Source organism: Vibrio sp. 1562, assembly GCF_033340155.1.
Taxonomy (GTDB): Bacteria; Pseudomonadota; Gammaproteobacteria; order Enterobacterales; family Vibrionaceae; genus Vibrio; species Vibrio alginolyticus.
This window is the reverse complement of record NZ_JAWOVY010000005.1, coordinates 114,161-139,336: the sequence shown is the minus strand read 5'-3', so window position 1 is coordinate 139,336 and position 25,176 is coordinate 114,161. Positions and strand designations below refer to the sequence as shown.

At 46.0% G+C, this 25,176-nt stretch carries 23 protein-coding genes and 1 other RNA gene; 20 read left to right on the top strand and 4 right to left on the bottom strand.

Annotation, left to right across the window (positions count from 1 at the left end; all coding sequences use genetic code 11):
- Positions 1-377: 377 nt before the first annotated feature.
- The 5 genes from petA (at position 378) to sspB (ending at position 4,202) form a co-directional block, all read left to right on the top strand.
- Positions 378-968 carry a ubiquinol-cytochrome c reductase iron-sulfur subunit gene (petA, locus tag R7Z49_RS07255; protein ID WP_005372877.1) on the top strand — a complete coding sequence of 197 codons (591 nt, stop codon included), beginning with the start codon at positions 378-380 and terminating at the stop codon, positions 966-968.
- The gene (locus R7Z49_RS07250; RefSeq protein ID WP_005372880.1) at positions 968-2,233 is read left to right on the top strand and encodes a cytochrome b; all 1,266 of its coding nucleotides are present in this window, start codon (positions 968-970) and stop codon (positions 2,231-2,233) included. Before petA ends, R7Z49_RS07250 begins: the two co-directional genes overlap by 1 nt.
- The gene (locus R7Z49_RS07245; RefSeq protein ID WP_005372881.1) at positions 2,230-2,967 is read left to right on the top strand and encodes a cytochrome c1; all 738 of its coding nucleotides are present in this window, start codon (positions 2,230-2,232) and stop codon (positions 2,965-2,967) included. Before R7Z49_RS07250 ends, R7Z49_RS07245 begins: the two co-directional genes overlap by 4 nt.
- A 96-nt stretch (positions 2,968-3,063) precedes the next feature.
- A complete protein-coding gene (gene sspA / locus R7Z49_RS07240; RefSeq protein ID WP_005372897.1) occupies positions 3,064-3,699 on the top strand; it encodes a stringent starvation protein SspA in 636 nt (211 codons plus the stop codon).
- A 17-nt stretch (positions 3,700-3,716) separates the two neighbouring features.
- Complete coding sequence (gene sspB, locus R7Z49_RS07235) at positions 3,717-4,202, top strand: ClpXP protease specificity-enhancing factor (protein WP_005372898.1); 486 nt, start codon at positions 3,717-3,719, stop codon at positions 4,200-4,202.
- A 71-nt stretch (positions 4,203-4,273) separates the two neighbouring features.
- Here the strand turns inward: sspB and R7Z49_RS07230 are convergent, their stop codons facing one another.
- Genes R7Z49_RS07230 through R7Z49_RS07215 form a run of 4 tightly spaced genes read right to left on the bottom strand, consistent with a single transcriptional unit; the run spans position 4,274 to position 7,724 of the window.
- Positions 4,274-4,942: a BON domain-containing protein gene (locus R7Z49_RS07230; RefSeq protein ID WP_005372899.1), complete on the bottom strand. Its 669-nt coding sequence runs from the start codon at positions 4,940-4,942 to the stop codon at positions 4,274-4,276.
- A 21-nt stretch (positions 4,943-4,963) separates the two neighbouring features.
- A complete protein-coding gene (locus R7Z49_RS07225) occupies positions 4,964-5,554 on the bottom strand; it encodes a phosphoheptose isomerase (protein ID WP_005372901.1) in 591 nt (196 codons plus the stop codon).
- 3 nt (positions 5,555-5,557) lie between these two features.
- Positions 5,558-5,926, bottom strand: coding sequence for a YraN family protein (locus R7Z49_RS07220; protein ID WP_005372903.1), 369 nt, complete (start codon positions 5,924-5,926; stop codon positions 5,558-5,560).
- Complete coding sequence (locus R7Z49_RS07215) at positions 5,913-7,724, bottom strand: penicillin-binding protein activator (protein ID WP_005372905.1); 1,812 nt, start codon at positions 7,722-7,724, stop codon at positions 5,913-5,915. Before R7Z49_RS07215 ends, R7Z49_RS07220 begins: the two co-directional genes overlap by 14 nt.
- 68 nt (positions 7,725-7,792) lie before the next feature.
- Between R7Z49_RS07215 and rsmI the strand changes: the two genes are divergently transcribed.
- From rsmI to ftsZ, 15 genes are all read left to right on the top strand, one after another.
- On the top strand, positions 7,793-8,656 hold the full coding sequence (rsmI, locus tag R7Z49_RS07210; RefSeq protein ID WP_047101994.1) for a 16S rRNA (cytidine(1402)-2'-O)-methyltransferase: 864 nt from the start codon (positions 7,793-7,795) through the stop codon (positions 8,654-8,656).
- A gap of 167 nt (positions 8,657-8,823) precedes the next feature.
- An RNA gene (gene rnpB, locus R7Z49_RS07205) (RNase P RNA component class A) lies at positions 8,824-9,254 on the top strand.
- 175 nt (positions 9,255-9,429) lie between these two features.
- Positions 9,430-10,380, top strand: a complete 951-nt coding sequence (gene rsmH, locus R7Z49_RS07200) for a 16S rRNA (cytosine(1402)-N(4))-methyltransferase RsmH (RefSeq protein ID WP_005372918.1) — start codon at positions 9,430-9,432, stop codon at positions 10,378-10,380.
- Positions 10,381-10,385: 5 nt separating this feature from the next.
- Positions 10,386-10,703, top strand: coding sequence for a cell division protein FtsL (gene ftsL, locus R7Z49_RS07195; RefSeq protein ID WP_005372920.1), 318 nt, complete (start codon positions 10,386-10,388; stop codon positions 10,701-10,703).
- Positions 10,700-12,493, top strand: coding sequence for a penicillin-binding transpeptidase domain-containing protein (locus R7Z49_RS07190; protein ID WP_086046525.1), 1,794 nt, complete (start codon positions 10,700-10,702; stop codon positions 12,491-12,493). Before ftsL ends, R7Z49_RS07190 begins: the two co-directional genes overlap by 4 nt.
- 62 nt (positions 12,494-12,555) lie before the next feature.
- Complete coding sequence (gene murE, locus R7Z49_RS07185; protein ID WP_054578500.1) at positions 12,556-14,037, top strand: UDP-N-acetylmuramoyl-L-alanyl-D-glutamate--2,6-diaminopimelate ligase; 1,482 nt, start codon at positions 12,556-12,558, stop codon at positions 14,035-14,037.
- Complete coding sequence (locus tag R7Z49_RS07180) at positions 14,034-15,398, top strand: UDP-N-acetylmuramoyl-tripeptide--D-alanyl-D-alanine ligase (protein ID WP_213908104.1); 1,365 nt, start codon at positions 14,034-14,036, stop codon at positions 15,396-15,398. Before murE ends, R7Z49_RS07180 begins: the two co-directional genes overlap by 4 nt.
- Complete coding sequence (mraY, locus tag R7Z49_RS07175; RefSeq protein WP_005372931.1) at positions 15,398-16,480, top strand: phospho-N-acetylmuramoyl-pentapeptide-transferase; 1,083 nt, start codon at positions 15,398-15,400, stop codon at positions 16,478-16,480. Before R7Z49_RS07180 ends, mraY begins: the two co-directional genes overlap by 1 nt.
- A gap of 39 nt (positions 16,481-16,519) precedes the next feature.
- Entirely contained in the window at positions 16,520-17,833 is a 1,314-nt protein-coding gene (gene murD, locus R7Z49_RS07170; protein WP_318111495.1) for a UDP-N-acetylmuramoyl-L-alanine--D-glutamate ligase, read from the top strand.
- Between the two features lie 18 nt (positions 17,834-17,851).
- Entirely contained in the window at positions 17,852-19,048 is a 1,197-nt protein-coding gene (gene ftsW, locus R7Z49_RS07165; protein ID WP_005372933.1) for a cell division protein FtsW, read from the top strand.
- Positions 19,035-20,102 carry an undecaprenyldiphospho-muramoylpentapeptide beta-N-acetylglucosaminyltransferase gene (gene murG, locus R7Z49_RS07160; protein ID WP_186584465.1) on the top strand — a complete coding sequence of 356 codons (1,068 nt, stop codon included), beginning with the start codon at positions 19,035-19,037 and terminating at the stop codon, positions 20,100-20,102. The genes ftsW and murG overlap by 14 nt, the downstream gene beginning before the upstream one ends.
- A 23-nt stretch (positions 20,103-20,125) precedes the next feature.
- Entirely contained in the window at positions 20,126-21,583 is a 1,458-nt protein-coding gene (murC, locus tag R7Z49_RS07155; RefSeq protein WP_005387395.1) for a UDP-N-acetylmuramate--L-alanine ligase, read from the top strand.
- A gap of 192 nt (positions 21,584-21,775) precedes the next feature.
- Positions 21,776-22,558 (top strand): cell division protein FtsQ/DivIB, encoded by a 783-nt coding sequence (locus tag R7Z49_RS07150; RefSeq protein ID WP_005387393.1) that lies wholly within the window; start codon positions 21,776-21,778, stop codon positions 22,556-22,558.
- Positions 22,551-23,813 carry a cell division protein FtsA gene (gene ftsA, locus R7Z49_RS07145; RefSeq protein ID WP_005372946.1) on the top strand — a complete coding sequence of 421 codons (1,263 nt, stop codon included), beginning with the start codon at positions 22,551-22,553 and terminating at the stop codon, positions 23,811-23,813. The genes R7Z49_RS07150 and ftsA overlap by 8 nt, the downstream gene beginning before the upstream one ends.
- Positions 23,814-23,843: 30 nt before the next feature.
- Positions 23,844-25,082 (top strand): cell division protein FtsZ, encoded by a 1,239-nt coding sequence (gene ftsZ, locus R7Z49_RS07140; protein ID WP_017633617.1) that lies wholly within the window; start codon positions 23,844-23,846, stop codon positions 25,080-25,082.
- The last annotated feature ends 94 nt before the right edge of the window (positions 25,083-25,176 follow it).

Below are 25,176 nucleotides of genomic sequence, written 5' to 3'. Positions count from 1 at the left end.
ACGCTCCTTTTTGAGCATTCTGCGTGCTACAAAATTGAAAATATAAACACAGTAAGCTGAACGCGTAATACGAAATATTTCTCTGTGTAATTAACTGAAAACTACCAAGATAAAAGGTTTTATCTGCTTTCAGCGGGGCTTCTATGTGGTGCTTTCTTGTTACAAATCACATCAATTTTTTATAATTCTGCCGCTTTTGTGACGACGCGAGCGATTTGCCTCACAAATGTTACAAAAAGGTAGCTTTATCTTGTCAAAAAGTAGGGTTTTCTTTATCATTTCCCTCCAATAAATAGAACTAAATTCATTATTTGTTAGCCATGCTCTTATAAGCGGAATAATAACGATCCAAAGGGAGCAAATGGGAGAATGTTTGGATGAGCAACGCGCCTTTAAATAACGGTCGCAGGCGTTTTCTAACCGCTACAACGGCAGTTGTTGGTGGGTTAGGGGCAGTCGCCGTCGCCGTGCCTTTTATCAAATCATGGAATCCGAGTGCTAAAGCCAAAGCGGCGGGCGCACCGGTGGAAGTGGATATAAGTAAAATTGAACCAGGTCAGCTGGTTCGTGTTGAGTGGCAGGGAAAACCTGTATGGATTGTTCGCCGCACTCAAAGCGTTCTGGATAACTTAAAATCGATCGGTGATAAGCTTCGCGATCCACAATCTGAAATGGAGCAGCAGCCTGAGTACGCTCAGAATGAGTTTCGTTCGATTAAGGAAGAGTTTTTCGTCGCAGTTGGTTTCTGTACCCACTTAGGTTGTTCACCAACCTATCTACCTGACTCTTTCTCAGAGCAGGTGCAGGGCGTAAGATCTGGCTTCTTCTGTCCTTGTCATGGTTCTAAGTTCGACATGGCTGGTCGAGTGTTCCAAGGAGTACCTGCTCCGTTGAACCTTGTCGTTCCTAAGCACATGTATTTGAGCGATACCAAGCTCATTGTGGGTGTTGATGAGGGAGATGCATAATGCAAGCAATGTTAGATTGGGTTGAAAAGCGTATTCCTGCAATGAATGCTTATAAAAAGCATTTGTCTGAATACCCAATGCCTAAGAACTTCAACTTTTGGTACCTTTTCGGTTCTCTGGCGATGCTGGTTCTTGTTAACCAAATCCTAACGGGTATTTGGCTAACGATGAACTATGTTCCTTCAGGTGACGGTGCATTTGCGTCTATCGAATACATTATGCGTGATGTAGAGTACGGTTGGCTTCTGCGTTACATGCATTCCACTGGCGCGTCAGCGTTTTTCGTTGTTGTGTATCTTCACATGTTCCGTGGTTTGATCTACGGTTCATACCAAAAACCTCGTGAACTATTGTGGATCTTCGGTATGTTGATCTTCCTTGTTCTCATGGCTGAAGCGTTCATGGGTTACCTACTTCCATGGGGTCAGATGTCATACTGGGGTGCGCAGGTAATCATTTCCCTGTTTGGCGCTATTCCTGTTATCGGTGATGACCTAACGCTTTGGATTCGTGGTGACTACATCATCTCTGGTGCAACGCTAAACCGTTTCTTCGCACTACACGTTATTGCCTTGCCTATTGTTTTGCTTCTTCTTGTTGTTCTGCACGTATTGGCGCTGCACGAAGTAGGCTCAAACAACCCGGATGGTATCGAAACTAAGCTGCCAAAAGGCTCAATGGGCGACGATTACAAAACGCAATTCAAGTTCCACGATTACTACACGAAGAAATATGACATCATTGATTCGATTCCTTTCCATCCGTACGGCACGGTTAAGGACTTGGTCGGTGTTGCTGGTTTCTTGTTCTTCTTCTGTTACGTGCTGTTCTTTAACCCAGAAATGGGTGGGTACTTCCTTGAGCCGCCTAACTTTGAAGCTGCAAACCCATTGAAGACACCAGAGCATATTGCTCCGGTATGGTACTTCACGCCGTTCTACGCAATCCTACGTGCGGTTCCAGACAAACTATTAGGTGTTATCCTAATGGGCGCGTCAATTGCAGTGCTGTTCGTTCTACCTTGGTTGGATCGTTGTAAAGTTCGTTCATACCGTTACCGTAGCAAACTTCATCTATTGAATATTGTACAGTTCACTATCGCCTTTATCGCTCTGGGTATTTTAGGTGCGTTACCTGCGACACCAACGTACACACTACTATCTCAGATCTTTAGCTTGTGTTACTTCATGTTCTTTGTGTTGCTGTTCTTCTACAGCAAAAATGAAGCAACCAAACCATTACCAGAGAGGGTGACATTCAAATGAAGAAGTGGATTGTAATTCTATTTGCTATGTTGCCATCACTAGCGATGGCAGCTGGGGCCAATGTTCCGCTGGATAAAGCGAATGTTGACCTTACGGATAAAGCTTCGCTACAAAACGGCGCGAAGTTGTTCATGAACTACTGTTTTGCTTGTCACTCTACGCAATACCAGCGTTACGAGCGTGTAGCAACAGACTTGGAAATTCCAACAGACTTAATGAAAGAAAACCTGATTTTCAATCCTGAAGCGAAAATCGGTGATCTAATGGTCAATGCTATGCCACCGAAGCAAGCGGCAAACTGGTTTGGTGCTCCGCCACCAGATCTTACGTTGGTTGCACGAGTTCGTGGTGCTGATTGGTTATACACTTACTTACGCTCTTTCTATGTTGATCCATCTCGTCCATTCGGCGTGAACAACATCGTCTTCCCGAGTGTTGGTATGCCGCATGTGCTTGAAGAGCTACAGGGCATCCCGACGCCGATTTACGATACGAAAATCGTAGATGGCGAAGAAGTACAAGTTGTTGTTGGTACTGAAACCGATGGCACCGGTGAGCTGAGTGAAGGCGAATATGACAAAGCGGTTGGCGATCTCGTTAACTTCTTAGTTTATTCAGGTGACCCAGTGCAGCTTGAGCGTCATGCTCTAGGCTGGTGGGTAATGGGCTTCTTAGTGCTTCTAACCATCGTTGTTGTGATGCTCAAGAAAGAGTATTGGCGCGATGTGCATTAATTGTGCTAAAATACCGTGCTAATTCCCAATTTTAATTGATGTACAATGGAGGCTTAGCCTCCATTGTTTTTATTTGTAAGTGTACTGGAGGGCTCCATGGCTGTAGCTGCCAATAAACGTTCTGTGATGACTCTTTTCTCAAGTGCATCAGATTTGTATAGCCATCAGGTTCGCATTGTACTAGCTGAAAAAGGCGTAAGTGTTGAAGTTGAGCTTGTTGACGAAGCAAACCTTCCTGCTGAGCTTGTTGAGCTAAACCCATATAAATCAGTGCCAACTCTTGTTGACCGTGAGCTAGCTCTTTACGATTCAAAAATCATCATGGAGTACTTGGACGAGCGCTTCCCTCATCCACCTCTAATGCCGGTTTACCCTGTTGCTCGTGGCAACAGCCGCTTGATGATGTACCGTATCGAACGCAACTGGTATTCACTCGCTGAAAAAGTGATGAAAGGTAATGCGGAAGAATCAGAAAAAGCACGCACAAAGCTGCGTAATGATCTTCTGACGTTAGCGCCAATTTTTGCTGAATATGAGTACTTCATGAGCGAAGAATTCAGCTTGATCGATTGTTACCTAGCTCCACTATTGTGGCGTTTGCCTCAACTTGGTATCGATCTTGTTGGCCCAGGTTCAAAAGAAATCAAGGTATACATGAATCGCGTATTTGAACGTGATTCGTTCCTTGCTTCTTTGACTGAAGCTGAACGTGAAATGCGCCTAGTTCGCTAAGCGATTTAAAACACGTTATGGATATTGCAAAAATGACTGCTCGCCGCCCGTATATGCTTCGCGCATTTTACGAGTGGTTAGTAGACAATGACTTGACTCCTCACTTGGTTGTGGATGCAACAATGCCAGGGGTGCGTGTCCCGGTTGAATTTATTCAAGATGGTCAAATTATTTTGAATATTGCGCCACGTGCAGTGGGTAATCTTGAGTTAGGTAATGATGCGATTACCTTCCATGCTCGCTTTAGCGGTCGTCCGCACTCAGTGATCGTGCCTGTGTATGCTGTTCAAGCTATTTATGCACGTGAGAATGGTGCTGGTACTATGTTTGAACCAGAAGAAGCGTACACTCACATCGAAGAAGAAGCGATGACCGAGGAAGAATCATCCCCATCGTTCACAACGGTTAGTGATGAGCCTTCTGAGTTAGTTTCTGATTCAGATGCCGAAGAGGACGATGCTCCTCGACCAAAAGGCAAACCAAGCTTAAGAGTGATTAAATAATAAAAAAGCAGCGTAACGCTGCTTTTTTCTTTTTAACTTGTTGAAGATGATTTCAAGCCAGACTTTGGAAATTACTCACTAATCGTAAAGACTTCGACGTTCTCTTCACTTTCTGTGCTTGCCTCACTTTCTATTGTTTGTACACCGTCACTCGGTAAGTCTACTTCAACAGGCTCCATTTCGCCGTATTGGAACCCTTTAATGACTTGTTTTACGCCTGAGATATTACGCGCGATTTCTGTCGCTCGATCGCCTTGCTCTGGCGTGACATAACCAAACAGAAAAACATCGCCATCTTCGGTGATCACTTTAACCTTAACACCATTAAGCTCAGAATCAGTAAGCAAAGCTGACTTTACTTTGGTTGTGATCCAGCTGTCATTGCTAATCTGGGTAACAGTGAGTGGCTCTTTTTGTTTGATTTGATTGTGTATGACTTTTACACCACTAACTTCTCGAGCCCTTCGCTCTAAAGCAAGGATAAGGTCTTGTGTCGGAGCTTGTCCCATAAGGACTACAGTCCCATTATATGAACTGGCAACGACACGAACTTCACCTTTAAACGGTGCTTTATTGCCGATCGCCGCAACTTCGAATTCGATGTTATTGTCCTGCCAGATTTGTTTTGTCGTGCGTGTGTCCGTGACAATATTCGCTGTGGTTGCTGCACCTGCGATAAACAAACCTGCGCAACCACTTAAACTCAATGCTGTTAATAAGATAACGAGGCTACGTAGCATAATTCTGATTCTCAGTCTTGGTTACTCTTCGTGAGCAGGGAAAAGCACCTGGTCAATAAGATCACAAAGACAATGGAGTGTTACCATATGTACTTCGTGAATACGTGCAGTGCGGTGTGATGGAATACGAATTTCGACGTCGTTCTCACCGAGCAGTCCTGCCATCTCTCCGCCATCTTTTCCTGTTAGCGCGATAATCGTCATGTCTCGAGTTACGGCTGCTTCCATCGCTTTGATAATATTTTTACTGTTACCGCTAGTCGACATGGCAAGCAAAATGTCGCCTGGTTGACCAAACGCTCGTACCTGTTTTGAGAAGATTTCCTGGTAGTGGTAATCGTTGGCCACTGCGGTTAGGGTGGTATTATCGGCGGTTAAGGCCATTGCTGGTAGGCTAGGACGCTCAGTTTCAAAACGGTTTAAAAGACAAGAAACAAATTGTTGAGCGTTTGAAGCACTGCCGCCATTACCACAACATAAAATTTTATTGCCATTAAGCAGGCTCGACACCATCGCTTGAGCTGCATGAGTAATGGCATCAGGCAGCGCCTCTGCTGCTGCGATTTGAATTTGAATACTTTCTGTAAAGCTGTCTTTAATGCTATCTAGCATCGCTTATCCTTCAGAGATTGCGTTTTCTATCCAGTTGATATCTCGCCCATTATCATGAATGGCGATGACATCAAATCGATAATCGATATTGTGTTTTAAGCGCTTTTGTTGGCTAAGCCAAACTTGTGCGGTTTTGACTAGCTTGCGCATTTTAGCGTGCGTCACCATTTCTGCTGCCGAGCCAAAGTGATTGTTCTTACGGTATTTGACTTCAACAAACACAATAGTTTCACCTTGTTGGAAGATTAAATCAATCTCACCGACCTTAGTCAGAAAATTTTGTTCAATAAAGTTTAAGCCCTGGCGTTGTAAATACTGCTTCGCCAGAGCTTCATATTGATTTCCGATTTGGCGCTTACTAAAGAGCCCCACGCTCAGCCCAGCTTAGCTCACGCTGTACAACACAATTATTGTCGATACTTAAAATACCGGTTTGGCCGCCAACTGAGTAGCCCGGAACGACCTTCATTTGTGGCAGCTCCCCAATCAATTTATACGCATCCATACCCAGTGCTTTCAAACGTTTTTCCATGTTAGATTGCTCTGACCACAGCTCGTTCATTTCAGCGGTCACGCTAGGGTCTGGGTCAATCAGTAATGGGATATCGCTGTAGATGATACCTGTTAGATCTTCGTAAGTCGCGCCGCCACTGTTGCTACGCGAGCTAGAGAAAATTTGTGGCGCTTTGGCGTCTGGGTTAATCGCTACCTCAATAAACGGCTTGATCAAAGTTAGTTCCGTGCTTCTAGCAACAATATAAACCGCATCGACATCACGACGGCTACGTGGCTGTGTTTCAAGCTTGATACGCATTAATGATTGCATCTGAGCAATACGTTGTTTGCTTTCTTGCAGACCAAATACTTCATTGATGTCTTTTTGAAGTTGGCGCTTGTCGCCAAAATAACTTGCTGCGACTTTATTAGAGCTGTACTTGCGCCATTCTTTGTTGAACGCTTCAGTTACGCGCTCACCAAAGCTGCCCTTTGGTGCCAGAATCAGAGGGAAGTTATAGCCTTCGCTGAACAAGTGTTTCGCTGCCTGTGCGGCTTCTTGTTCTGGTGATAATGCCAAGTAGCAAATATTGCTATCTGGTTGCACATCTTCGGGAATATTTAGCGCAAGGGCTGGAATCGTAGGACCATTTTCTGAGCCATCCATGGTTGTGTGCAATAGCTCAACGTTTTCTTTTTCTAGGGGACCAACAACAAAGTCGATGTTTTCATTGATCAAACGTTGTTTAATTTGGTCGGCGTTATACGCATTAGTGTCTATTACCGTGAGGGTAGCGCTTGGATCACGGTTACGATCATTCATCATCGCAAACACAAAACCATCACGAATTAATTGCGCTTGTGGCGAGAACTTACCAGTAAGCGGCAGTAACAAAGCGGTGTTGTTTGGTTTAACAATGTCTAGAGAGAGAATGTTTTGAATCTCTTCTGGTGTGTAGATAGCGGCTGGGTGCGATGGGTTCTCGTTTAACCAGCGTTCTAGGGTATTTTTTAGTTGGGATAAGTTGCCCGACAGCGTTTTCGCATAAATAGCGAGTTGTAGCCAACCATCCAAAACATCTTCATTTGGCTCTGTTTCTAATGAGGTCAGTTCGTACTCGGAGTAGCTGCCAAAGTTCATCCAAATACGGCTAGAAATCTCTCTCTGCTCCGCGGACGATGCATATTGACCAAATGCAACCAGTTGGCGGTTTGCCTCAAACGCTTGGTTAAGACCTTGATAAGCGTCGGCACGCATCAAGTAATAGTCTTTCCATTGCTCATTTGGCAACTTCCACCAAGGTTTAAAATTCAACAATTGCAGCAACTGAGAGTAATTACCCTGTTTTTGCTGTATGGTCGCACGCGCTAGTTGCCACTCTGCTTGCTGAACTTCGGTTAACTGTTGACGAGCCAGGCGCTTGATCAACATTTCTGCTTGATCAAACTGGTTTGCTTGAATCGCGGCTTTGGTTGCCATGATCAACCAGTCATTTTGTAAACTGCCTTCCGTGCTATCAGCTTGGATCATATAGTTCTGAACAGACTGAGTAGGCTCAAGTGTTACATCAACGCCATCAGGCTGTCTTGGACCTGAAGAACAGGCGGCGAGCGTAATTGCTAGTGCAACAGGAGTAAGTATGCGTGGTACACTGAGTCTCTTATGGTTAATCATTGCCGTGAGTTCTCTATAATTTTGTACAAAATTGTCTCTATATTAATCGTTGAAGTGATGGTAAACAAATGACAGATAAAAATAAGTTGCCGAATGAGGGGCCAACTCTCTATATCGTACCGACTCCAATCGGAAATTTAGCGGATATCACCCAACGTGCTATCGAAATTCTGTCGACTGTGGACATCATTGCCGCTGAGGATACTCGACATACGGGCAAATTACTGTCTCACTTCAATATTCAAACCAAAACTTTTGCTCTACACGACCACAATGAGCAGCAAAAAGCACAAGTTTTGGTAGAAAAGCTGCTTTCCGGTCAGTCTATCGCATTAGTTTCTGACGCAGGTACGCCACTTATCAGCGACCCAGGATACCATTTGGTGACAAAATGTCGTCAAGCGGGCGTTAGAGTTGTGCCTCTTCCAGGTGCCTGTGCGGTCATTACGGCGTTAAGTGCCTCTGGCTTGCCATCTGATCGCTTTAGCTTCGAAGGTTTTTTACCACCGAAAAGCAAAGGTCGTAAGGATAAATTCCTAGAGATTGCTTCGGTAGAGCGTACGTGTATTTTTTACGAGTCACCGCACCGTATTTTAGACTCTCTACAAGACATGTTAGACGTTCTTGGCCCAGATAGAGAAGTTGTGTTGGCAAGAGAGCTAACAAAAACCTTTGAAACCATTCAAGGCATGCCGTTAGGTGAGCTGATTAAATGGGTGAAAAGTGACGATAACCAACAGCGTGGTGAAATGGTATTGTTGGTACATGGCCATCGTGAAACAACAGACGACTCACTACCTGAAGATGCTTTACGCACGTTAGGGATTTTGACCAAAGAGCTGCCTTTGAAAAAAGCAGCTGCTTTGGTGGCAGAAATACATAACTTGAAGAAGAATGCGCTATATAAATGGGGCTTAGAAAACTTAGACTAAGTGCCGCTAGCGAGATAAATGGTCAATGAGGGCTGATGTTTAGGCATCGGCCTTTTTATTATCTATTTTTGGCACGTTGACTAAAAAGTCATCACTTAGTGCATTCATTTCATCATATCTGTGATCTAACTAGACTCTGAAGTGAGAACTCTATACAATCCGCCCTCGGAGCTGACTGGGTAGTCGCTGCTTTGTTGATGTCCTTCGGGAGACTGACGTCGAAGTCCCTTTGGGAGACTGACGTTGACGTCCTTCGGGAGACTGACAAAGGGGAGGAAAGTCCGGGCTTCATAGAGCAAGGTGCCAGGTAACGCCTGGGGGGCGCAAGCCTACGACAAGTGCAGCAGAGAGAAGACCGCCGATGGCCCGTAAGGGTACAGGTAAGGGTGAAAGGGTGCGGTAAGAGCGCACCGGACGACTAGCAATAGTTCGTAGCAGGGTAAACTCCACCTGAAGCAAGACCAAATAGGCCTCCACATTGCGTTGCTCGCGTAAGGAGGCGGGTAGGTTGCTCGAGCCAGTGAGTGATTGCTGGCCTAGACGAATGGCTACCGCCGTGCAAGCGGAACAGAACCCGGCTTATGTGTCGGCTCCACCTATTCGAGACCCATCTCTACTTCGGTAGTGATGGGTTTTTTGCATTTAATTGACGCAAACTATGTCATTACCAATAAACTTGGCGTAAATCACGTCTAACTTTAGACTTGTGGTGGCGATGATGTAGGAAATCAGTACACTAAAGAATCGCCTCAAGATCATTCAACGAGAAAGCTATGACCGAAACCTTCCAACATATTTCCGTGTTATTAAATGAATCCATTGATGGCTTAGCTATCAAACCAGACGGCGTCTATATTGATGGAACATTTGGCCGTGGCGGTCACAGCCGGACAATTCTATCTAAACTCGGTGAAAATGGCCGACTGTACAGTATCGACCGTGACCCTCAAGCGATCGCTGAGGCAGGCAAAATCAATGACCCTCGCTTCACCATTATTCATGGTCCATTTTCTGGTATTGCTGAGTATGCTGAAGAGTATGGGCTAGTTGGAAAAGTGGATGGTGTTCTGCTGGATTTAGGCGTTTCTTCTCCTCAGTTAGACGACGCAGAGCGTGGCTTTAGCTTTATGAAAGACGGTCCGCTAGATATGCGTATGGACCCGACATCAGGTGTTCCAGTATCTCAATGGTTGATGGAAGCAGACCTCGATGATATCACTTGGGTCATTCGCGAGTTTGGGGAAGATAAACATGCGCGCCGTATTGCAAAAGCGATTGTTGCCTACCGTGAAGATGAAGAAAATGAGCCAATGGTTCGCACTGGTCAGCTGGCAAAATTGATTTCAGATGCCGCACCGAAAAGTTTTAAAGAGAAAAAACACCCTGCGACTCGTGCTTTCCAGGCTTTTCGTATTTACATCAACAGTGAGTTAGAAGAAATTGATACGGCACTTAAAGGCGCGGCGAGCATTCTTGCTCCTGAAGGCCGTTTATCTGTGATTAGCTTCCACTCTCTGGAAGACCGTATGGTCAAACGTTTTATCCGTAAAGAGAGCAAAGGGCCTGAAGTGCCACACGGTATTCCAATGACGGAAGAGCAAATTCGTGCTCTTGGTAGTGCGAATATGAAAGCGGTGAGCAAAGCGATTAAACCAAGCAAACAAGAAATTGAAATGAACCCTCGTTCGCGCAGCTCTGTGTTAAGAATTGCAGAAAAGCTTTAATTATTATGACGAAATCCACTCCTAATCTTGCTAAGTTGATTGCAACGGATCTCCTCACTGTTGGTCGCTGGCCATTACTGTTGTTGCTATTGATCGTGGCATCGGCAATGGGAGTGGTATTTGCTACCCACCATGCGCGTCAAGCGATCACCGAGAAAGACCATACGTTGGTTGAACGAGAACGATTAGATAGCGAATGGCGTAACTTAATGTTGGAAGAAACTGCCCTCGCGGAACACAGTCGTGTTCAAGACCTTGCCAAAAAAGAACTTGAAATGAAACGACCTGATGGCGATAAAGAAGTGGTTGTCACGCTCAAATGATTAGAAAAAAATCCAACACGAAACAAGCCAATAAGCGTAAACCTGTAGCAAAAGAGAAAGCGGCTACGGGGGATAAGAAAACCGATAACAAAGCAGTGAAAGTGGCGGTCGAAGAATCTTTCTTGATTCGTTGGCGCTTCCATCTATTACTGTTTTTTGTTTTTTGTGCATTTGCCCTTTTGGTGGCACGCGTAGCCTACATCCAAATCATTGAGCCAGATAACCTGATTAAACAAGGTGACCTACGTTCGGTTCGTGTTAAATCCATTCCTTCTGCTCGCGGTATTATTTCGGATCGAAATGGTGAGCCGCTTGCTGTCAGTGTACCGGTTGAGGCGGTTTGGGCAGATCCTGCCACGATATTTAAAGAAAACGCGTTAAGCCAGACCAAAAGTTGGCATGCATTAGCGGATGTTCTTGGTATTGACCGACAAGGGTTAATAGACAAAATCAAGCGCAATGAAAAACGCCGCTTTATCTACTTGCAGCGCCAGGTCAGTCCGGCCATGGCGAACTATATTCGTGAGCTAAAGCTGCCAGGTGTTGGCCTTAAGTCGGAATCTCGTCGTTATTATCCTGCAGGTGAGGTTAGTGCTCACTTAGTCGGTGTAACAGGCATTGACGGGCATGGCCTAGAAGGTGTGGAGCGTAGCTACGATGAGTGGCTCACTGGCGCGGCGGGTAAGAAAACTATTCGTAAAGACCGTTATGGTCGTGTTGTGGAAAACATTGCTTGGCAAGACAAGCAAGAAGGTAAATCACTTCAGTTAACCATCGATCAGCGCCTACAGGCGATTGCGTATCGTGCGATTAAGCAAGCCGTTGCGGACCACCGCGCCACTTCAGGTTCCGTTGTCATGTTGGATGTAAAAACGGGCGCCGTATTGGCCATGGTTAATGCTCCTTCTTACAACCCTAACAATCGTAGCGATTGGCAAAGCTATCAAATGCGTAACCGAGTGATCACGGACTCAATGGAGCCCGGTTCGACCATTAAGCCTTTCGTTATTTTAGCCGCCTTAGAAAATGGGATAGCCGATAAAGATACCATCGTAGATACCGGTAATGGTGTTCTACGTTTAGGTGGTAGTCGAGTCAGAGATGTCTCTCGCGTAGGCAAAGCGAGCTTGACCACGATCCTTAAAAAGTCGAGTAATATCGGTGTGACGAAGCTAGCAATGCAAATGCCGGTAGAGGCGCTTCTTGGGCTGTACAGTTCAGTGGGTTTTGGTGAGCTTTCTGGCCTAAACCTAGTTGGGGAAGTGACGGGTATTTTTCCTACACGAACTCGTTGGTCGCCAATTGAGCGCGCCACGATTGCGTTTGGTTACGGTCTATCAATTACACCAATCCAGCTAGCCCATGCTTATGCGACGCTTGGAAACCTTGGCAAATACGAGCCTATTCATATTATTGAAAGCAATGATCATGACATGTCACGTCAAGTGGTGAGTGCGAAGTATGCGCGTCAAGTATTAGACATGTTGGAAACCGTAACTCAAAAAGGGGGCTCGGCTCGCAGAGCGGCAGTTCCTGGTTATCGAGTAGGAGCGAAAACGGGTACATCACGTAAAGCTTCTGCCGGTGGGTACAGCGACGAGTACATCACCTACACGGCTGGGCTTGCTCCGGTTAGCGATCCGCGAATTGCTTTAGTAGTGATCGTAAACGAGCCTCAAGGCGATGACTACTATGGTGGTTCGGTAGCGTCTCCTGTCTTCTCTGAAATCATGAAAGGCGCGCTACAAATACTCAATGTTGCACCTGACGAAAACAAATTCCAACAGTAAGCCCTGTGGTTTACTGAGCAAACAAAATTAAGAAAACCTGAGCCAAAGCTCGGAGAACAAATATGACTAAAGCCATCAGTATGGACGTGCTGCTTTCCCCTTGGGTGGATTGCCCTAGCTTATCGTCCGTTCTTGTTTCTGAATTGGAGCTCGACAGCCGAAGAGTTCAACCTGGAACCACGTTTGTAGCAGTGATTGGCCATGTTGTGGATGGGCGTAAATTCATTGCCTCTGCAATTGAGCAAGGTGCAAATGCAGCCCTGGCGCAAGCCTGCGATGTCAAAACACATGGTACGGTGGAAATCATTGATGATGTTCCCGTCATTTACATTGATAGGTTGGACCAACGTTTATCCGCAATTGCTGGAAAGCTTTATGCTTACCCTGATATGGATTTGATTGGTGTCACCGGCACCAACGGCAAAACCACCATTACCCAGTTAATAGCGCAATGGCTAGAACTGCTTGACCATAAAGCGGCGGTAATGGGAACAACAGGAAATGGCTTCCTCAATAACTTGCAACAAGCTGCGAATACAACGGGGAATGCCGTTGAAATTCAGAAAACGCTCTCCTCTCTCGCAAATCAACAAGCCACATACACCGCGCTAGAAGTATCTTCCCATGGCCTGACGCAAGGTCGTGTCAAAGCATTATCATTTGCGGCGGGCGTGTTTACTAACTTAAGTCGTGACCATCTTGATTACCATGGCACGATGGAAGAGTATGCCAATGCAAAGCTTGGGTTGTTCACGCAACACCAATGTGAACGTGCCATTATCAATGTTGATGATGAAGTAGGTCATCAATGGGCGTCGCAGTTAAGTAATGCGGTCGCTGTTTCGCTCAAACCGAATACTGAATTTGAAAGCGCAATTTGGGCGACGGAAGTCAGTTACGCGGAGTCAGGGATTACTATTAAGTTCGATGGTAAATTTGGCTCAGGTGAATTGCACGCGCCATTGATTGGTGAGTTTAATGCAACCAACTTAATGCTCGCTTTTGCGACCTTATTAAGCTTAGGTAAAGAGAAACAAGCGTTACTCGAAACCGCAGGTCAACTGCAACCTGTACTCGGCCGAATGGAGTTATTCCAAACTGAGGATCGTGCCAAAGTCGTGGTTGATTATGCCCATACTCCTGATGCTTTAGAAAAAGCGCTGCAAGCTTTACGAGTTCATTGTGAAGGCCAGCTGTGGGCTATTTTTGGCTGCGGTGGCGATCGCGATGCAGGTAAGCGCCCAATGATGGCGGAAATTGCAGAGCGTCTAGGCGACAGAGTGGTGTTGACTGACGATAACCCACGCAGCGAAGACCCGGTTCAGATTGTGAAAGACATGTTAGCTGGGCTGTCAAAACCTGCTGAAGCGATTGTTCAGCATGACCGCTTCAAAGCACTGTCTTATGCCATTGAAAATGCTTCGCCAAACGACATTATCTTGTTAGCTGGAAAGGGCCATGAAGATTATCAGATTCGTAATGGCGAAACGATTCATTACTCCGACCGCGAGTCCGCAATGCAACTTTTAGGATTGACCTCATGATCAAAGTAACGTTATCTCAAATTGCAGACATCACACGTGGCGAGCGATTCGGCGACGATCTACTTATCGACGCGGTTTCTACTGATACACGAGCGATTGAGCGTGGGGCTCTATTTGTGGCGTTAATAGGGGAGCGCTTTGATGCGCACAACTTTTGCCAACAAGCGGTAGATGCAGGTGCCGGTGCTTTACTCGTGGAAAAACGCTTAGATGTGAATGTGCCGCAAATTGTGGTGTCGGATACCAAACTTGCATTGGGTGAATTTGCTTCTTGGGTGCATCAAGCATGCCAAACACCTACCGTTGCCATCACCGGAAGTTGCGGTAAAACGACCGTAAAAGAAATGGTTGCGAGTATCCTGCAATTGAAAGGCAAAGTGCTATTCACGGCGGGTAACTTCAATAATGATATTGGTGTTCCGTTGACATTATTACGCTCACAGCAGGATGATGATTATGCCGTGATTGAGCTTGGTGCTAACCATATAGGTGAAATTGCTTACACGACTCAGTTAGTAAAACCAGATATCGCGTTAGTGAACAATGTAGCAGCCGCTCACCTTGAAGGCTTTGGTTCTATCGATGGCGTGAAACAAGCCAAAGGTGAAATCTACCAAGGCCTTTCAGCTGGTGGTATTGCGATTGTTAACCTAGACAGCAATGGTGAAGCCAAGTGGGATGAAGTGTTAGCAGATAAGAAAGTCATTACTTTTTCACAAAGTAATACTGATGCAGACTTCTTCGCTTCTAACATCGTATTGAACGCCGCAGGTGAAGCAAGCTTTGACTTACATATCGCAGCAAGCTCACAAGAAATTGAACTGTCTCTGGGTATTATAGGTCAACACAACGTTGCGAATGCGATCGCTGCTTCTATTATTGCGTTACAAATGGGCGCCACATTAGAAGAGGTTCGCGCTGGCCTTAAACATTTGAACAAAGTGAAAGGTCGCGTCGAGGTTGAAGCGCTGAGCGAAAAGATAAAATTGATTGACGACAGCTACAACGCGAGCGTGCCAGCCATGAAAGCGGCAGTTGATTTATTGGCCGCTTTCCCAGGTCAACGCTGGCTGATTTTAGGTAATATGGCGGAATTGGGCGAGGAAAGTCTTGCACTTCATCGTCAAGTCGGGGAACATGCTGCCCCACAAAAATTTGAACATGTTCTCACATATGGTGCAGACGCCAAGGTGATCAGTGATCTTTGCCAAGGCATTCATTTTGAGACGCACCAAGAGATGATTGAATACATCAAGCAGCATCTAGACCAAGCCGTTCCTGAAAACCATACGATATTGGTGAAAGGAGCGAACGGTGCACGTATGTTTGAAGTCGCTGCTGCTTTGAAGGAGTATTATTAATGATTATTTGGCTTGCCGAGCTGCTACAGCCATACCTGTCTTTTTTCCGATTGTTTGAATACTTGTCTTTTCGAGCAATCCTAAGCGTATTAACCGCTCTAGGTCTGTCATTATGGATGGGACCAATCATGATCAAGCGTTTGCAAATGCTGCAAATTGGTCAGGTAGTGCGTAACGAAGGTCCTGAATCTCACTTTAGTAAGCGTGGTACCCCAACAATGGGCGGTATCATGATCTTAGCGGCCATCTCAATCACGATTTTGCTATGGACAGACTTATCCAACCCTTACGTATGGGCGGTGCTGACAGTCTTACTTGGCTACGGTGCGGTCGGATTTGTTGATGATTATCGTAAAGTGGTACGCAAAAATACCGATGGCTTGATCGCGCGTTGGAAGTACTTCTGGCAGTCGTTGATCGCGTTTGTCGTCGCTTTCGCATTGTATGCTTACGGTAAAGACACAGCAGCAACTCAGCTAGTGGTGCCATTCTTTAAAGACATCATGCCGCAGCTTGGTTTGATGTATATCATTCTGACTTACTTTGTCATTGTAGGTACAAGTAACGCGGTTAACCTGACTGATGGTCTAGACGGTTTGGCAATCATGCCAACGGTTCTTGTTGCAGCAGGCTTCGCGGTTATTGCATGGGCGACCGGTAACGTTAACTTCTCTGAATACCTTCATATACCATACTTACCACATGCTTCTGAGTTAGTTGTCGTATGTACAGCAATCGTAGGTGCAGGCCTTGGTTTCTTGTGGTTTAACACTTACCCAGCACAAGTGTTCATGGGCGATGTAGGTTCACTAGCGCTTGGCGGGGCATTGGGCACCATTGCTGTTCTAGTTCGTCAAGAGTTGGTGTTGGTGATCATGGGTGGCGTATTTGTGATGGAAACGCTATCAGTCATCCTACAGGTAGGTTCTTACAAATTACGTGGTCAGCGCATTTTCCGTATGGCACCAATTCACCACCACTACGAATTGAAAGGTTGGCCAGAACCTCGTGTAATCGTGCGCTTCTGGATTATTTCTATGGTTCTTGTTCTGATTGGTCTTGCGACATTGAAAGTGCGTTAATCGCACTTTCCAAGAATAAGATTTACAGTGTGATCAAATATGGAACGTTGGCAAAACATACATAGTGTTGTCGTCGTAGGGCTCGGTATTACCGGGCTCTCTGTCGTTAAACACCTAAGAAAAAATCAGCCACAACTTGTGGTCAAAGTCATTGATACTCGTGTAAACCCTCCAGGTGCAGAGCGCTTGCCGGAAAGTGTTCAACTGCATAGTGGTGGTTGGAATACGGACTGGCTTTCTGACGCGGATCTTATCGTGACCAACCCTGGTATTGCGCTAGCGACACCAGAGATCCAAGCCGTATTAGCAAAAGGTACGGCAGTAGTAGGTGATATCGAGTTATTCGCTTGGGCGGTGCAGAAACCGGTGATTGCGATTACGGGCTCAAACGGTAAGAGCACAGTAACCGACCTCACAGGTGTGATGGCTAAGGCTGCAGGTTTGGATGTTGGCGTTGGTGGTAACATCGGTGTGCCTGCTCTGGACTTGTTAGAACAAGACGCAGACCTATATGTACTCGAACTCTCGAGCTTCCAGTTAGAAACGACGTCAAGCTTAAAGCTCAAAGCCGCTGCGTTTCTGAATCTTTCTGAAGATCATATGGATCGTTATCAAGGCATGTCTGACTATCGACAAGCCAAGTTGCGTATTTTTAACCATGCTGCTCTTGCGGTCGTGAACCGTGATGATCAAGACACCTTCCCAGACGCAGAGATGCCATTGGTGACATTTGGCAGCGACAATCAGGACCTTGGTCTCGAGGTGGATGGCAACCGTACTTGGCTGCTCGATCACGGTCAACGAGTTGTCGCAAGTGATGAGATTAAGTTGGTTGGTAAGCACAACTTATCTAACGCTCTGGTTGCTTTAGCGCTATTAAAAGCTGCGGACGTAAACTATCACAAAGCATTGAATGCACTTAAAAATTACACGGGACTGACACACCGATGCCAGGTGGTTGCGGATAATCAAGGCGTCAAATGGGTGAATGACTCTAAAGCAACTAATATTGCCAGCACTATGGCTGCGCTATCTGGTTTGGAATCGACAGGCAAGCTCTACTTACTCGTTGGTGGTGTTGGCAAAGGTGCTGACTTCTCGCCATTAAAACCGATCTTCGCGACGCTTAACTTGCAACTGTGTTGCTTTGGCGCTGATGGCGATGAATTTATGCCACTGCATGAATCTGCAATACGTTTCGACACTATGGAAGATGTGATTCAACAAGTATCTTCGCAGTTAAAACCAGGTGATATGGTGATGCTGTCTCCTGCATGTGCTAGCTTTGATCAATTCGACAACTTTATGGCAAGAGGTGATGCTTTCGCTGCTCTTGCTCAGAAATATGCATAATTAAAGGTTACACACTTCGTGGGTTTAGGTAACGTTAAACGCAGTATTGGCAATTGGCTCAAGCATCCAGCCCCAGAGGCGATGTTTGATCGCCAGTTAGTGTGGATTGCACTGGGTTTGATGTTGACTGGTTTGGTCATGGTAACCTCTGCATCATTTCCAATCAGCTCTCGATTAACGGAACAGCCGTTCCACTTTATGTTTCGTCATGCGACGTTTCTCGTGCTGGCGTTAGGGACCTCCGCTGTTATTTTGCAAGTGCCTTTGCAAGAGTGGTTTAAGAAGAGCCATTACTTACTTTGGGCTTCTTTCGCACTGTTGATCATCGTGCTCTTGGCGGGTAAGTCGGTTAATGGTGCGTCTCGTTGGATTCCCCTTGGGCTGTTTAACCTTCAGCCAGCGGAAGTCGCGAAGCTATCGCTGTTTATCTTCATGTCTGGTTACTTAGTTCGAAAGCAAGACGAAGTACGACAAACGTTCTTTGGTGGCTTTATGAAGCCAATCATGGTGTTTGCCTTCTTCGCAGTATTACTACTTGGTCAGCCAGACTTGGGGACGGTCGTCGTGATGCTGGTCACGCTGTTTGGCATGCTTTTTATCGCAGGTGCAAAACTAACCCAGTTTCTCGCCTTGATGGTGGCAGGTATCGGCGCTGTGGTAGGTTTGATTCTCGTCGAGCCATACCGTATGCGACGAGTAACCTCCTTCCTTGACCCGTGGGAAGATCCATTTGGCAGTGGCTATCAGTTGACTCAGTCTTTGATGGCGTTTGGTCGTGGTGAATGGTTCGGACAAGGTCTCGGTAATTCAATTCAAAAACTGGAATATCTACCGGAAGCGCATACCGACTTTGTGTTTGCCGTACTTGCTGAAGAGCTTGGTTTCGTAGGCGTAGTGCTGGTCTTAATGCTGATTTTTAGCTTGGTGCTAAAAGCGGTTTACATCGGCAAGCGTGCATTTGAAGAAGGCGAAATGTTCGGAGGTTATCTGGCTTTCGGAATTGGTATTTGGTTTGCGTTTCAAACCTTGGTTAATGTTGGAGCTGCCGCCGGTATTGTTCCAACTAAAGGTTTAACACTTCCACTCATCAGTTATGGTGGTTCTAGTCTAATAATTATGTCCGTCGCAGTGTCCATACTACTGCGTATCGATTACGAATGCCGCTTGAAACGCGAGCAACAACAATCAGAACAACAAGCTAATGAAACAAAATAAACGTTTGATGGTGATGGCTGGTGGTACTGGCGGTCACGTATTCCCAGGTTTGGCGGTAGCAAAACAGCTTCAAGAACAAGGTTGGGAGATCCGTTGGTTAGGTACGGCGGATCGAATGGAAGCGGATTTGGTGCCAAAACATGGCATTGAAATCGACTTTATCAAAGTGAAAGGGTTACGAGGTCAAGGCGTTAAACGTCTTCTTGCAGCACCATTTCAAATTATCAATGCCATTATGCAGGCTCGTGCTCACATGAAACGCTGGCAGCCAGACGCAGTGCTTGGTATGGGCGGTTATGTTAGCGGCCCGGGTGGTATTGCTGCTTGGATGAGTGGTATTCCTGTTGTTCTGCATGAACAAAATGCAGTAGCAGGTTTAACGAACCAATGGTTATCGAAAATCGCTAAGAAGGTTTTTCAGGCTTTCCCAGGCGCTTTTCCAAATGCCGAAGTGGTTGGGAACCCAGTTCGTGAAGACGTGACTCAATTAGCAGCGCCAACTGAGCGCATGCAAGAGCGCCAAGGTCCAATTCGCATTTTGGTGATGGGTGGCAGCCAAGGCGCACGTATTCTTAACCAAACTCTGCCAGAAGTGATGTCGAAATTGGGCGAAGATTACTGTATTCGTCATCAAGCGGGTAAAGGTGCCGCCGAAGAAGTGAATGCAGCATACCAAGCTAATGGTGTGGTAAATGCAGAAGTAATGGAATTCATTGATGACGTTGCAGAAGCTTACGCATGGGCTGACCTTTTAGTTTGTCGCTCTGGAGCGTTAACCGTATCTGAAGTCTCGGCGGCAGGTGTAGGCGCTATTTTTGTTCCATTCATGCACAAAGACCGCCAGCAAGCACTTAATGCAGACCACTTGGTGGATTGCGGCGCGGCGAAAATGATTGAACAACCAGATTTAACCGTTGAGTCTCTGACTCTGCAGATCCAACAATTGGATCGCCAAGCTTTACTTACAATGGCTGAGCAAGCGCGTGGCGCTGCAAAATTGAATGCTGACCGAGTTGTCGCACAAGTCATTGTCGCTTTGACCGAAAAGCGTTAACCGAATTATTGAGAATAGAATTGATGACAATCCAACATACACAAGACTTAGCTCAGATTCGCGCAATGGTGCCAGAGATGCGCCGCGTGAAATCCATCCACTTCATCGGTATTGGTGGTGCGGGCATGAGCGGCATTGCAGAAGTGCTGTTGAACGAAGGCTACCAAATCACAGGTTCTGATCTATCAGAGAACGCTGTGACAGAGCGTTTGGTATCAAAAGGTGCGACGGTATTTATTGGTCATCAAGCCAGTAATGTAGAAAAAGCCAGTGTGGTTGTTGTGTCAACGGCGATCAACGAAGAAAACCCAGAAGTGATGGCGGCACGTGAATTACGCATCCCTATTGTACGCCGCGCAGAGATGTTGGCTGAATTGATGCGATTCCGTCACGGTATTGCCGTTGCGGGTACACACGGTAAAACCACGACGACCGCTCTTGTTACTCAAATCTATTCTGAAGCCGGTCTTGATCCAACGTTTGTGAATGGCGGTTTGGTGAAAAGCGCAGGTACAAATGCGCGTCTAGGCTCGAGTCGTATTCTAATTGCAGAGGCAGATGAAAGTGACGCGTCATTCCTGCACTTGCAACCAATGGTGAGCATTGTTACCAATATCGAAGCCGATCATATGGATACCTATGGTGGTGACTTTGAAACCTTAAAGCAAACCTTCATCGATTTCCTTCATAATCTACCGTTTTACGGCCAAGCAATTGTTTGCATTGACGATCCTGTGGTTCGAGAGTTAATCCCACGTATTAGTCGTCAAGTGATAACTTACGGTTTTTCTGAAGATGCCGACGTACGTATTGAAGATTATCGTCAAGAGGGGCAGCAAGGCAAATTTACGGTAGTACGTAAAGGGCGAGCTAACTTAGATATCACGCTGAATATTCCAGGTCGTCACAATGCATTGAATGCGTCTGCTGCGATTGCGGTTGCTACTGAAGATGACATTGAAGACGATGCGATCCTAAAGGCAATGGCTGGTACGCAAGGTACGGGAAGACGTTTTGATCACCTTGGCGAGTTTGATACTGGCAACGGCCATGCAATGCTTGTTGATGATTACGGCCATCATCCAACAGAAGTGGATGTAACCATTAATGCAGCACGCAGTGGTTGGCAAGACAAGCGTTTGGTGATGATTTTCCAACCGCACCGTTATAGCCGTACTCGTGATTTATACGATGATTTCGCGAATGTGCTTGAACAGGTGGATGTATTGATCATGCTGGATGTTTACGCAGCGGGTGAAAAGCCGATTGCAGGTGCTGATGGGCGCGCTTTATGTCGCACAATTCGCAGCCGAGGCAAGGTAGACCCGATTTTTGTTCCAGAAATCGAGCAATTACCTTCAGTTTTAGCTAACGTTATACAAGACGGCGACCTAATCTTAACGCAAGGTGCGGGTGATATTGGTAAAGTGGCGAAACAGCTGGCAGGTCTTAAATTGAATATAAACAAGATGCTTGGCTGACACATATTGTTGATGCGAAGGACAGATAAAGACTCAGATCTCGATTTTGCGTCAATATCATTGTGATTTATTGCTATCAGTGTTTGATAGTTTACAAGAGCTCAGTATAATCCCAAGGTTAAAGTCAAGACTTTTACCTCTGCGCAATTATATGGGTAAAAAGTACACGACAAAAGTCAGGAAACGAAGACGTTGTTGAATATTGCACTGAATGACGAGCGACCAAACACGGGCAACAACCGTGGTCGCCAAGAAAAAATCTTGGGTGCGTTATTTTTCGTTGTGGTTGTGACTTTAATTAGTTCTGTTTTGTACGCGGCGATCAGTTGGATGTGGGATGACCAAAGGTTACCTCTCTCCAAAATAGTACTTCAGGGGAAACTGGAGTATGTCCAAGCTGACGATGTGCAGGCTGCATTTAGTCGAATTGATCACATCGGTACATTTATGTCTCAGGATATTGATGTATTACAGCAAAGTGTCGAAGCTCTGCCATGGGTAGCGCATGCCGCAATCCGAAAGCAGTGGCCGGATACAGTAAAAGTTTTTTTGACGGAGCATCAACCAGAAGCCATTTGGAATGGCAACGAACTGTTAGATAAAAACGGGTTCGTTTTTGATGGAGATGTTGCTCTGTTGCAAGAAGAAAAAGTGAAGCTGTACGGACCCAAAGATAGCGGACCGGAAGTCTTACAGACTTACCGTGATTTGAGTCCTAAGTTTCAGCAATTGGGTTTAGCGATATCGTCTCTGGTATTAAACGAGCGACGAGCTTGGCAAATCATCCTTGATAACGGTATTCGATTAGAGCTCGGTAAAGAGTCTCTTCTTGAGCGTATAGAGCGCTTTTTTAAGCTCTATAACAAGCTTGGCAGTGACACGCAAAGAATCAGTTATATCGATCTTAGGTACGATACAGGAGCCGCAGTTGGTTGGTTTCCTGAACAAGAGTTAGAAGAGAGTACAGATGACTAAGGCCGCTGATGACAACATTATTGTTGGTCTTGATATAGGCACTGCAACCGTATCGGCTCTAGTGGGTGAGGTTTTACCAGACGGTCAAATTAATATTATTGGCGCAGGTAGTAGCCCCTCACGTGGCATGGATAAAGGTGGCGTGAATGATTTGGAGTCGGTTGTAAAATCAGTACAACGTGCAATTGATCAAGCTGAATTAATGGCAGAGTGCCAGATCAGCCGAGTCTTCATTTCGTTGTCTGGTAAGCATATCGCAAGCCGAATTGAAAAAGGTATGGGCACGATTTCTGATGAAGAGGTGTCTCAAGAAGACATGGATCGCGCTATCCATACCGCAAAATCGATTAAAATCGGTGATGAACAGCGAATTCTTCATGTGATCCCGCAAGAGTTCACCATTGATTACCAAGAAGGAATCAAAAATCCGCTTGGTTTATCTGGGGTAAGAATGGAAGTGAGTGTCCACCTTATCTCATGCCATAATGACATGGCACGCAACATTATTAAGGCGGTAGAACGCTGCGGCCTTAAAGTAGAACAACTCGTATTTTCTGGGCTTGCTGCTAGTAATGCAGTAATCACCGAGGATGAAAGAGAGCTTGGAGTTTGTGTGGTTGATATTGGCGCCGGCACGATGGATGTGGCCATCTGGACTGGCGGTGCGTTACGTCACACAGAAGTATTTTCGTACGCAGGAAATGCTGTAACCAGTGATATTGCTTTTGCTTTTGGCACGCCAGTGAGCGATGCTGAAGAAATAAAAGTCAAATATGGCTGTGCTTTGAGTGAACTGGTCAGTAAGGATGACACGGTTAATGTACCAAGCGTAGGTGGACGACCATCACGTAGCCTGCAACGTCAAACGTTGTCAGAAGTGATTGAGCCACGCTACTCTGAGCTTATGGGACTGGTTAACCAAACTATCGACTCTGTACAAGCAAAATTGCGCGAAGAGGGTATCAAGCACCATCTGGCTGCGGGAGTTGTACTCACCGGCGGTGCTGCGCAAATGGACGGAGTGGTAGAATGTGCGGAACGCGTATTCCGCAATCAAGTAAGGGTCGGCAAACCGCTCGAAGTCAGCGGATTAACTGACTATGTAAAAGAGCCGTACCATTCTACGGCAGTTGGATTACTTCATTACGCAAGAGACATGCAGTCTAGCGACGATAGCGATTATAATGAACCTAAACGCTCATCTGTAACTGGCTTTTTCGATAAATTGCGTAACTGGATACAAAAAGAGTTTTAACCTGAGTTGCAGGATAAACGGAGACAACACATGTTTGAACCGATGATGGAAATGTCTGACGATGCAGTAATCAAGGTCGTTGGGGTTGGTGGCGGCGGTGGTAACGCCGTTGAACACATGGTGCGTGAATCCATCGAAGGTGTGGAATTCATCAGCGTCAACACTGATGCGCAAGCACTTCGTAAGACAAGCGTTGGCAATGTTATTCAGATCGGTGGTGATATCACTAAAGGTCTGGGTGCAGGTGCTAATCCACAGGTTGGCCGTGACGCAGCTCTCGAAGACAGAGATCGAATTAAAGATTCCCTGACTGGCGCCGATATGGTGTTTATCGCAGCTGGTATGGGTGGCGGTACCGGTACTGGTGCAGCGCCTGTTATTGCTGAAGTGGCTAAAGAGCTTGGCATTCTAACAGTAGCGGTAGTAACTAAACCGTTTAGTTTTGAAGGTAAAAAGCGTTTGGCATTTGCTGAGCAAGGTATCGATGAGCTGTCTAAGCATGTTGACTCTTTGATCACGATTCCAAACGAAAAGCTACTTAAAGTACTTGGTCGTGGTGTAACACTACTAGAAGCTTTTGCAAGCGCTAACGATGTTCTTAAGAATGCCGTTCAAGGTATTGCTGAGCTAATTACTCGCCCTGGCATGATCAACGTCGACTTTGCGGACGTAAGAACTGTAATGTCTGAAATGGGTCACGCAATGATGGGTAGCGGCATCGCCAAAGGTGAAGACCGTGCTGAAGAAGCGGCTGAAATGGCAATTTCTAGCCCACTTCTGGAAGACATCGATCTAGCGGGCGCTCGTGGTGTTCTTGTCAATATTACTGCTGGTCTGGATATGCGTCTTGACGAGTTTGAGACGGTTGGTAATACAGTGAAGGCATTCGCTTCTGACAATGCGACTGTTGTTATCGGTACTTCTCTAGACCCTGATATGACTGACGAAATCCGCGTAACAGTTGTAGCGACAGGTATTGGTAATGAGAAAAAGCCAGATATCACGCTAGTTGCGGGTGGTAAAGCTAAAGTGGCACCGACGCCGCAAGCTCAACCACAGCAACAAGCAGCGGCAACGCAAGCTGAAGAAAAACCGGCACAGACCTTGCAAAATAATCAAGTGCAAGAGAAGCCACAGGTAACTCCTCAGCCGACAAACACTGCTCCTTCTTCTCCAGCTTCGTCGAGCCAAAGTTCTGCGGCTCCAAAGCAAGAAAAGGAAAGTGGTTATTTAGATATACCGGCATTTTTGCGTCGTCAGGCTGATTAATCTTTAACCCATAAATTTGACATGGCTCAAAATTATGGTAGCATTCACGGTCGACGTTACAGACGGCCGTGTTTTGTAGCAAATTTTTGAGAGG

Excerpts from the sequence above, each read along its gene's own strand:
- murD (WP_318111495.1), top strand. The coding sequence starts at position 16,520 with ATGGAACGTTGGCAAAACATACATAGTGTTGTCGTCGTAGGGCTCGGT.
- murC (WP_005387395.1), top strand. The coding sequence starts at position 20,126 with ATGACAATCCAACATACACAAGACTTAGCTCAGATTCGCGCAATGGTG.
- sspA (WP_005372897.1), top strand. The coding sequence starts at position 3,064 with ATGGCTGTAGCTGCCAATAAACGTTCTGTGATGACTCTTTTCTCAAGT.
- R7Z49_RS07225 (WP_005372901.1), bottom strand. The coding sequence starts at position 5,554 with ATGCTAGATAGCATTAAAGACAGCTTTACAGAAAGTATTCAAATTCAA.
- ftsL (WP_005372920.1), top strand. The coding sequence starts at position 10,386 with ATGACGAAATCCACTCCTAATCTTGCTAAGTTGATTGCAACGGATCTC.
- ftsA (WP_005372946.1), top strand. The coding sequence starts at position 22,551 with ATGACTAAGGCCGCTGATGACAACATTATTGTTGGTCTTGATATAGGC.
- R7Z49_RS07215 (WP_005372905.1), bottom strand. The coding sequence starts at position 7,724 with ATGATTAACCATAAGAGACTCAGTGTACCACGCATACTTACTCCTGTT.
- mraY (WP_005372931.1), top strand. The coding sequence starts at position 15,398 with ATGATTATTTGGCTTGCCGAGCTGCTACAGCCATACCTGTCTTTTTTC.
- R7Z49_RS07245 (WP_005372881.1), top strand. The coding sequence starts at position 2,230 with ATGAAGAAGTGGATTGTAATTCTATTTGCTATGTTGCCATCACTAGCG.
- R7Z49_RS07250 (WP_005372880.1), top strand. The coding sequence starts at position 968 with ATGCAAGCAATGTTAGATTGGGTTGAAAAGCGTATTCCTGCAATGAAT.
- petA (WP_005372877.1), top strand. The coding sequence starts at position 378 with ATGAGCAACGCGCCTTTAAATAACGGTCGCAGGCGTTTTCTAACCGCT.
- murG (WP_186584465.1), top strand. The coding sequence starts at position 19,035 with ATGAAACAAAATAAACGTTTGATGGTGATGGCTGGTGGTACTGGCGGT.
- ftsZ (WP_017633617.1), top strand. The coding sequence starts at position 23,844 with ATGTTTGAACCGATGATGGAAATGTCTGACGATGCAGTAATCAAGGTC.
- rsmH (WP_005372918.1), top strand. The coding sequence starts at position 9,430 with ATGACCGAAACCTTCCAACATATTTCCGTGTTATTAAATGAATCCATT.
- sspB (WP_005372898.1), top strand. The coding sequence starts at position 3,717 with ATGGATATTGCAAAAATGACTGCTCGCCGCCCGTATATGCTTCGCGCA.
- murE (WP_054578500.1), top strand. The coding sequence starts at position 12,556 with ATGACTAAAGCCATCAGTATGGACGTGCTGCTTTCCCCTTGGGTGGAT.
- rsmI (WP_047101994.1), top strand. The coding sequence starts at position 7,793 with ATGACAGATAAAAATAAGTTGCCGAATGAGGGGCCAACTCTCTATATC.
- R7Z49_RS07180 (WP_213908104.1), top strand. The coding sequence starts at position 14,034 with ATGATCAAAGTAACGTTATCTCAAATTGCAGACATCACACGTGGCGAG.
- R7Z49_RS07230 (WP_005372899.1), bottom strand. The coding sequence starts at position 4,942 with ATGCTACGTAGCCTCGTTATCTTATTAACAGCATTGAGTTTAAGTGGT.
- R7Z49_RS07190 (WP_086046525.1), top strand. The coding sequence starts at position 10,700 with ATGATTAGAAAAAAATCCAACACGAAACAAGCCAATAAGCGTAAACCT.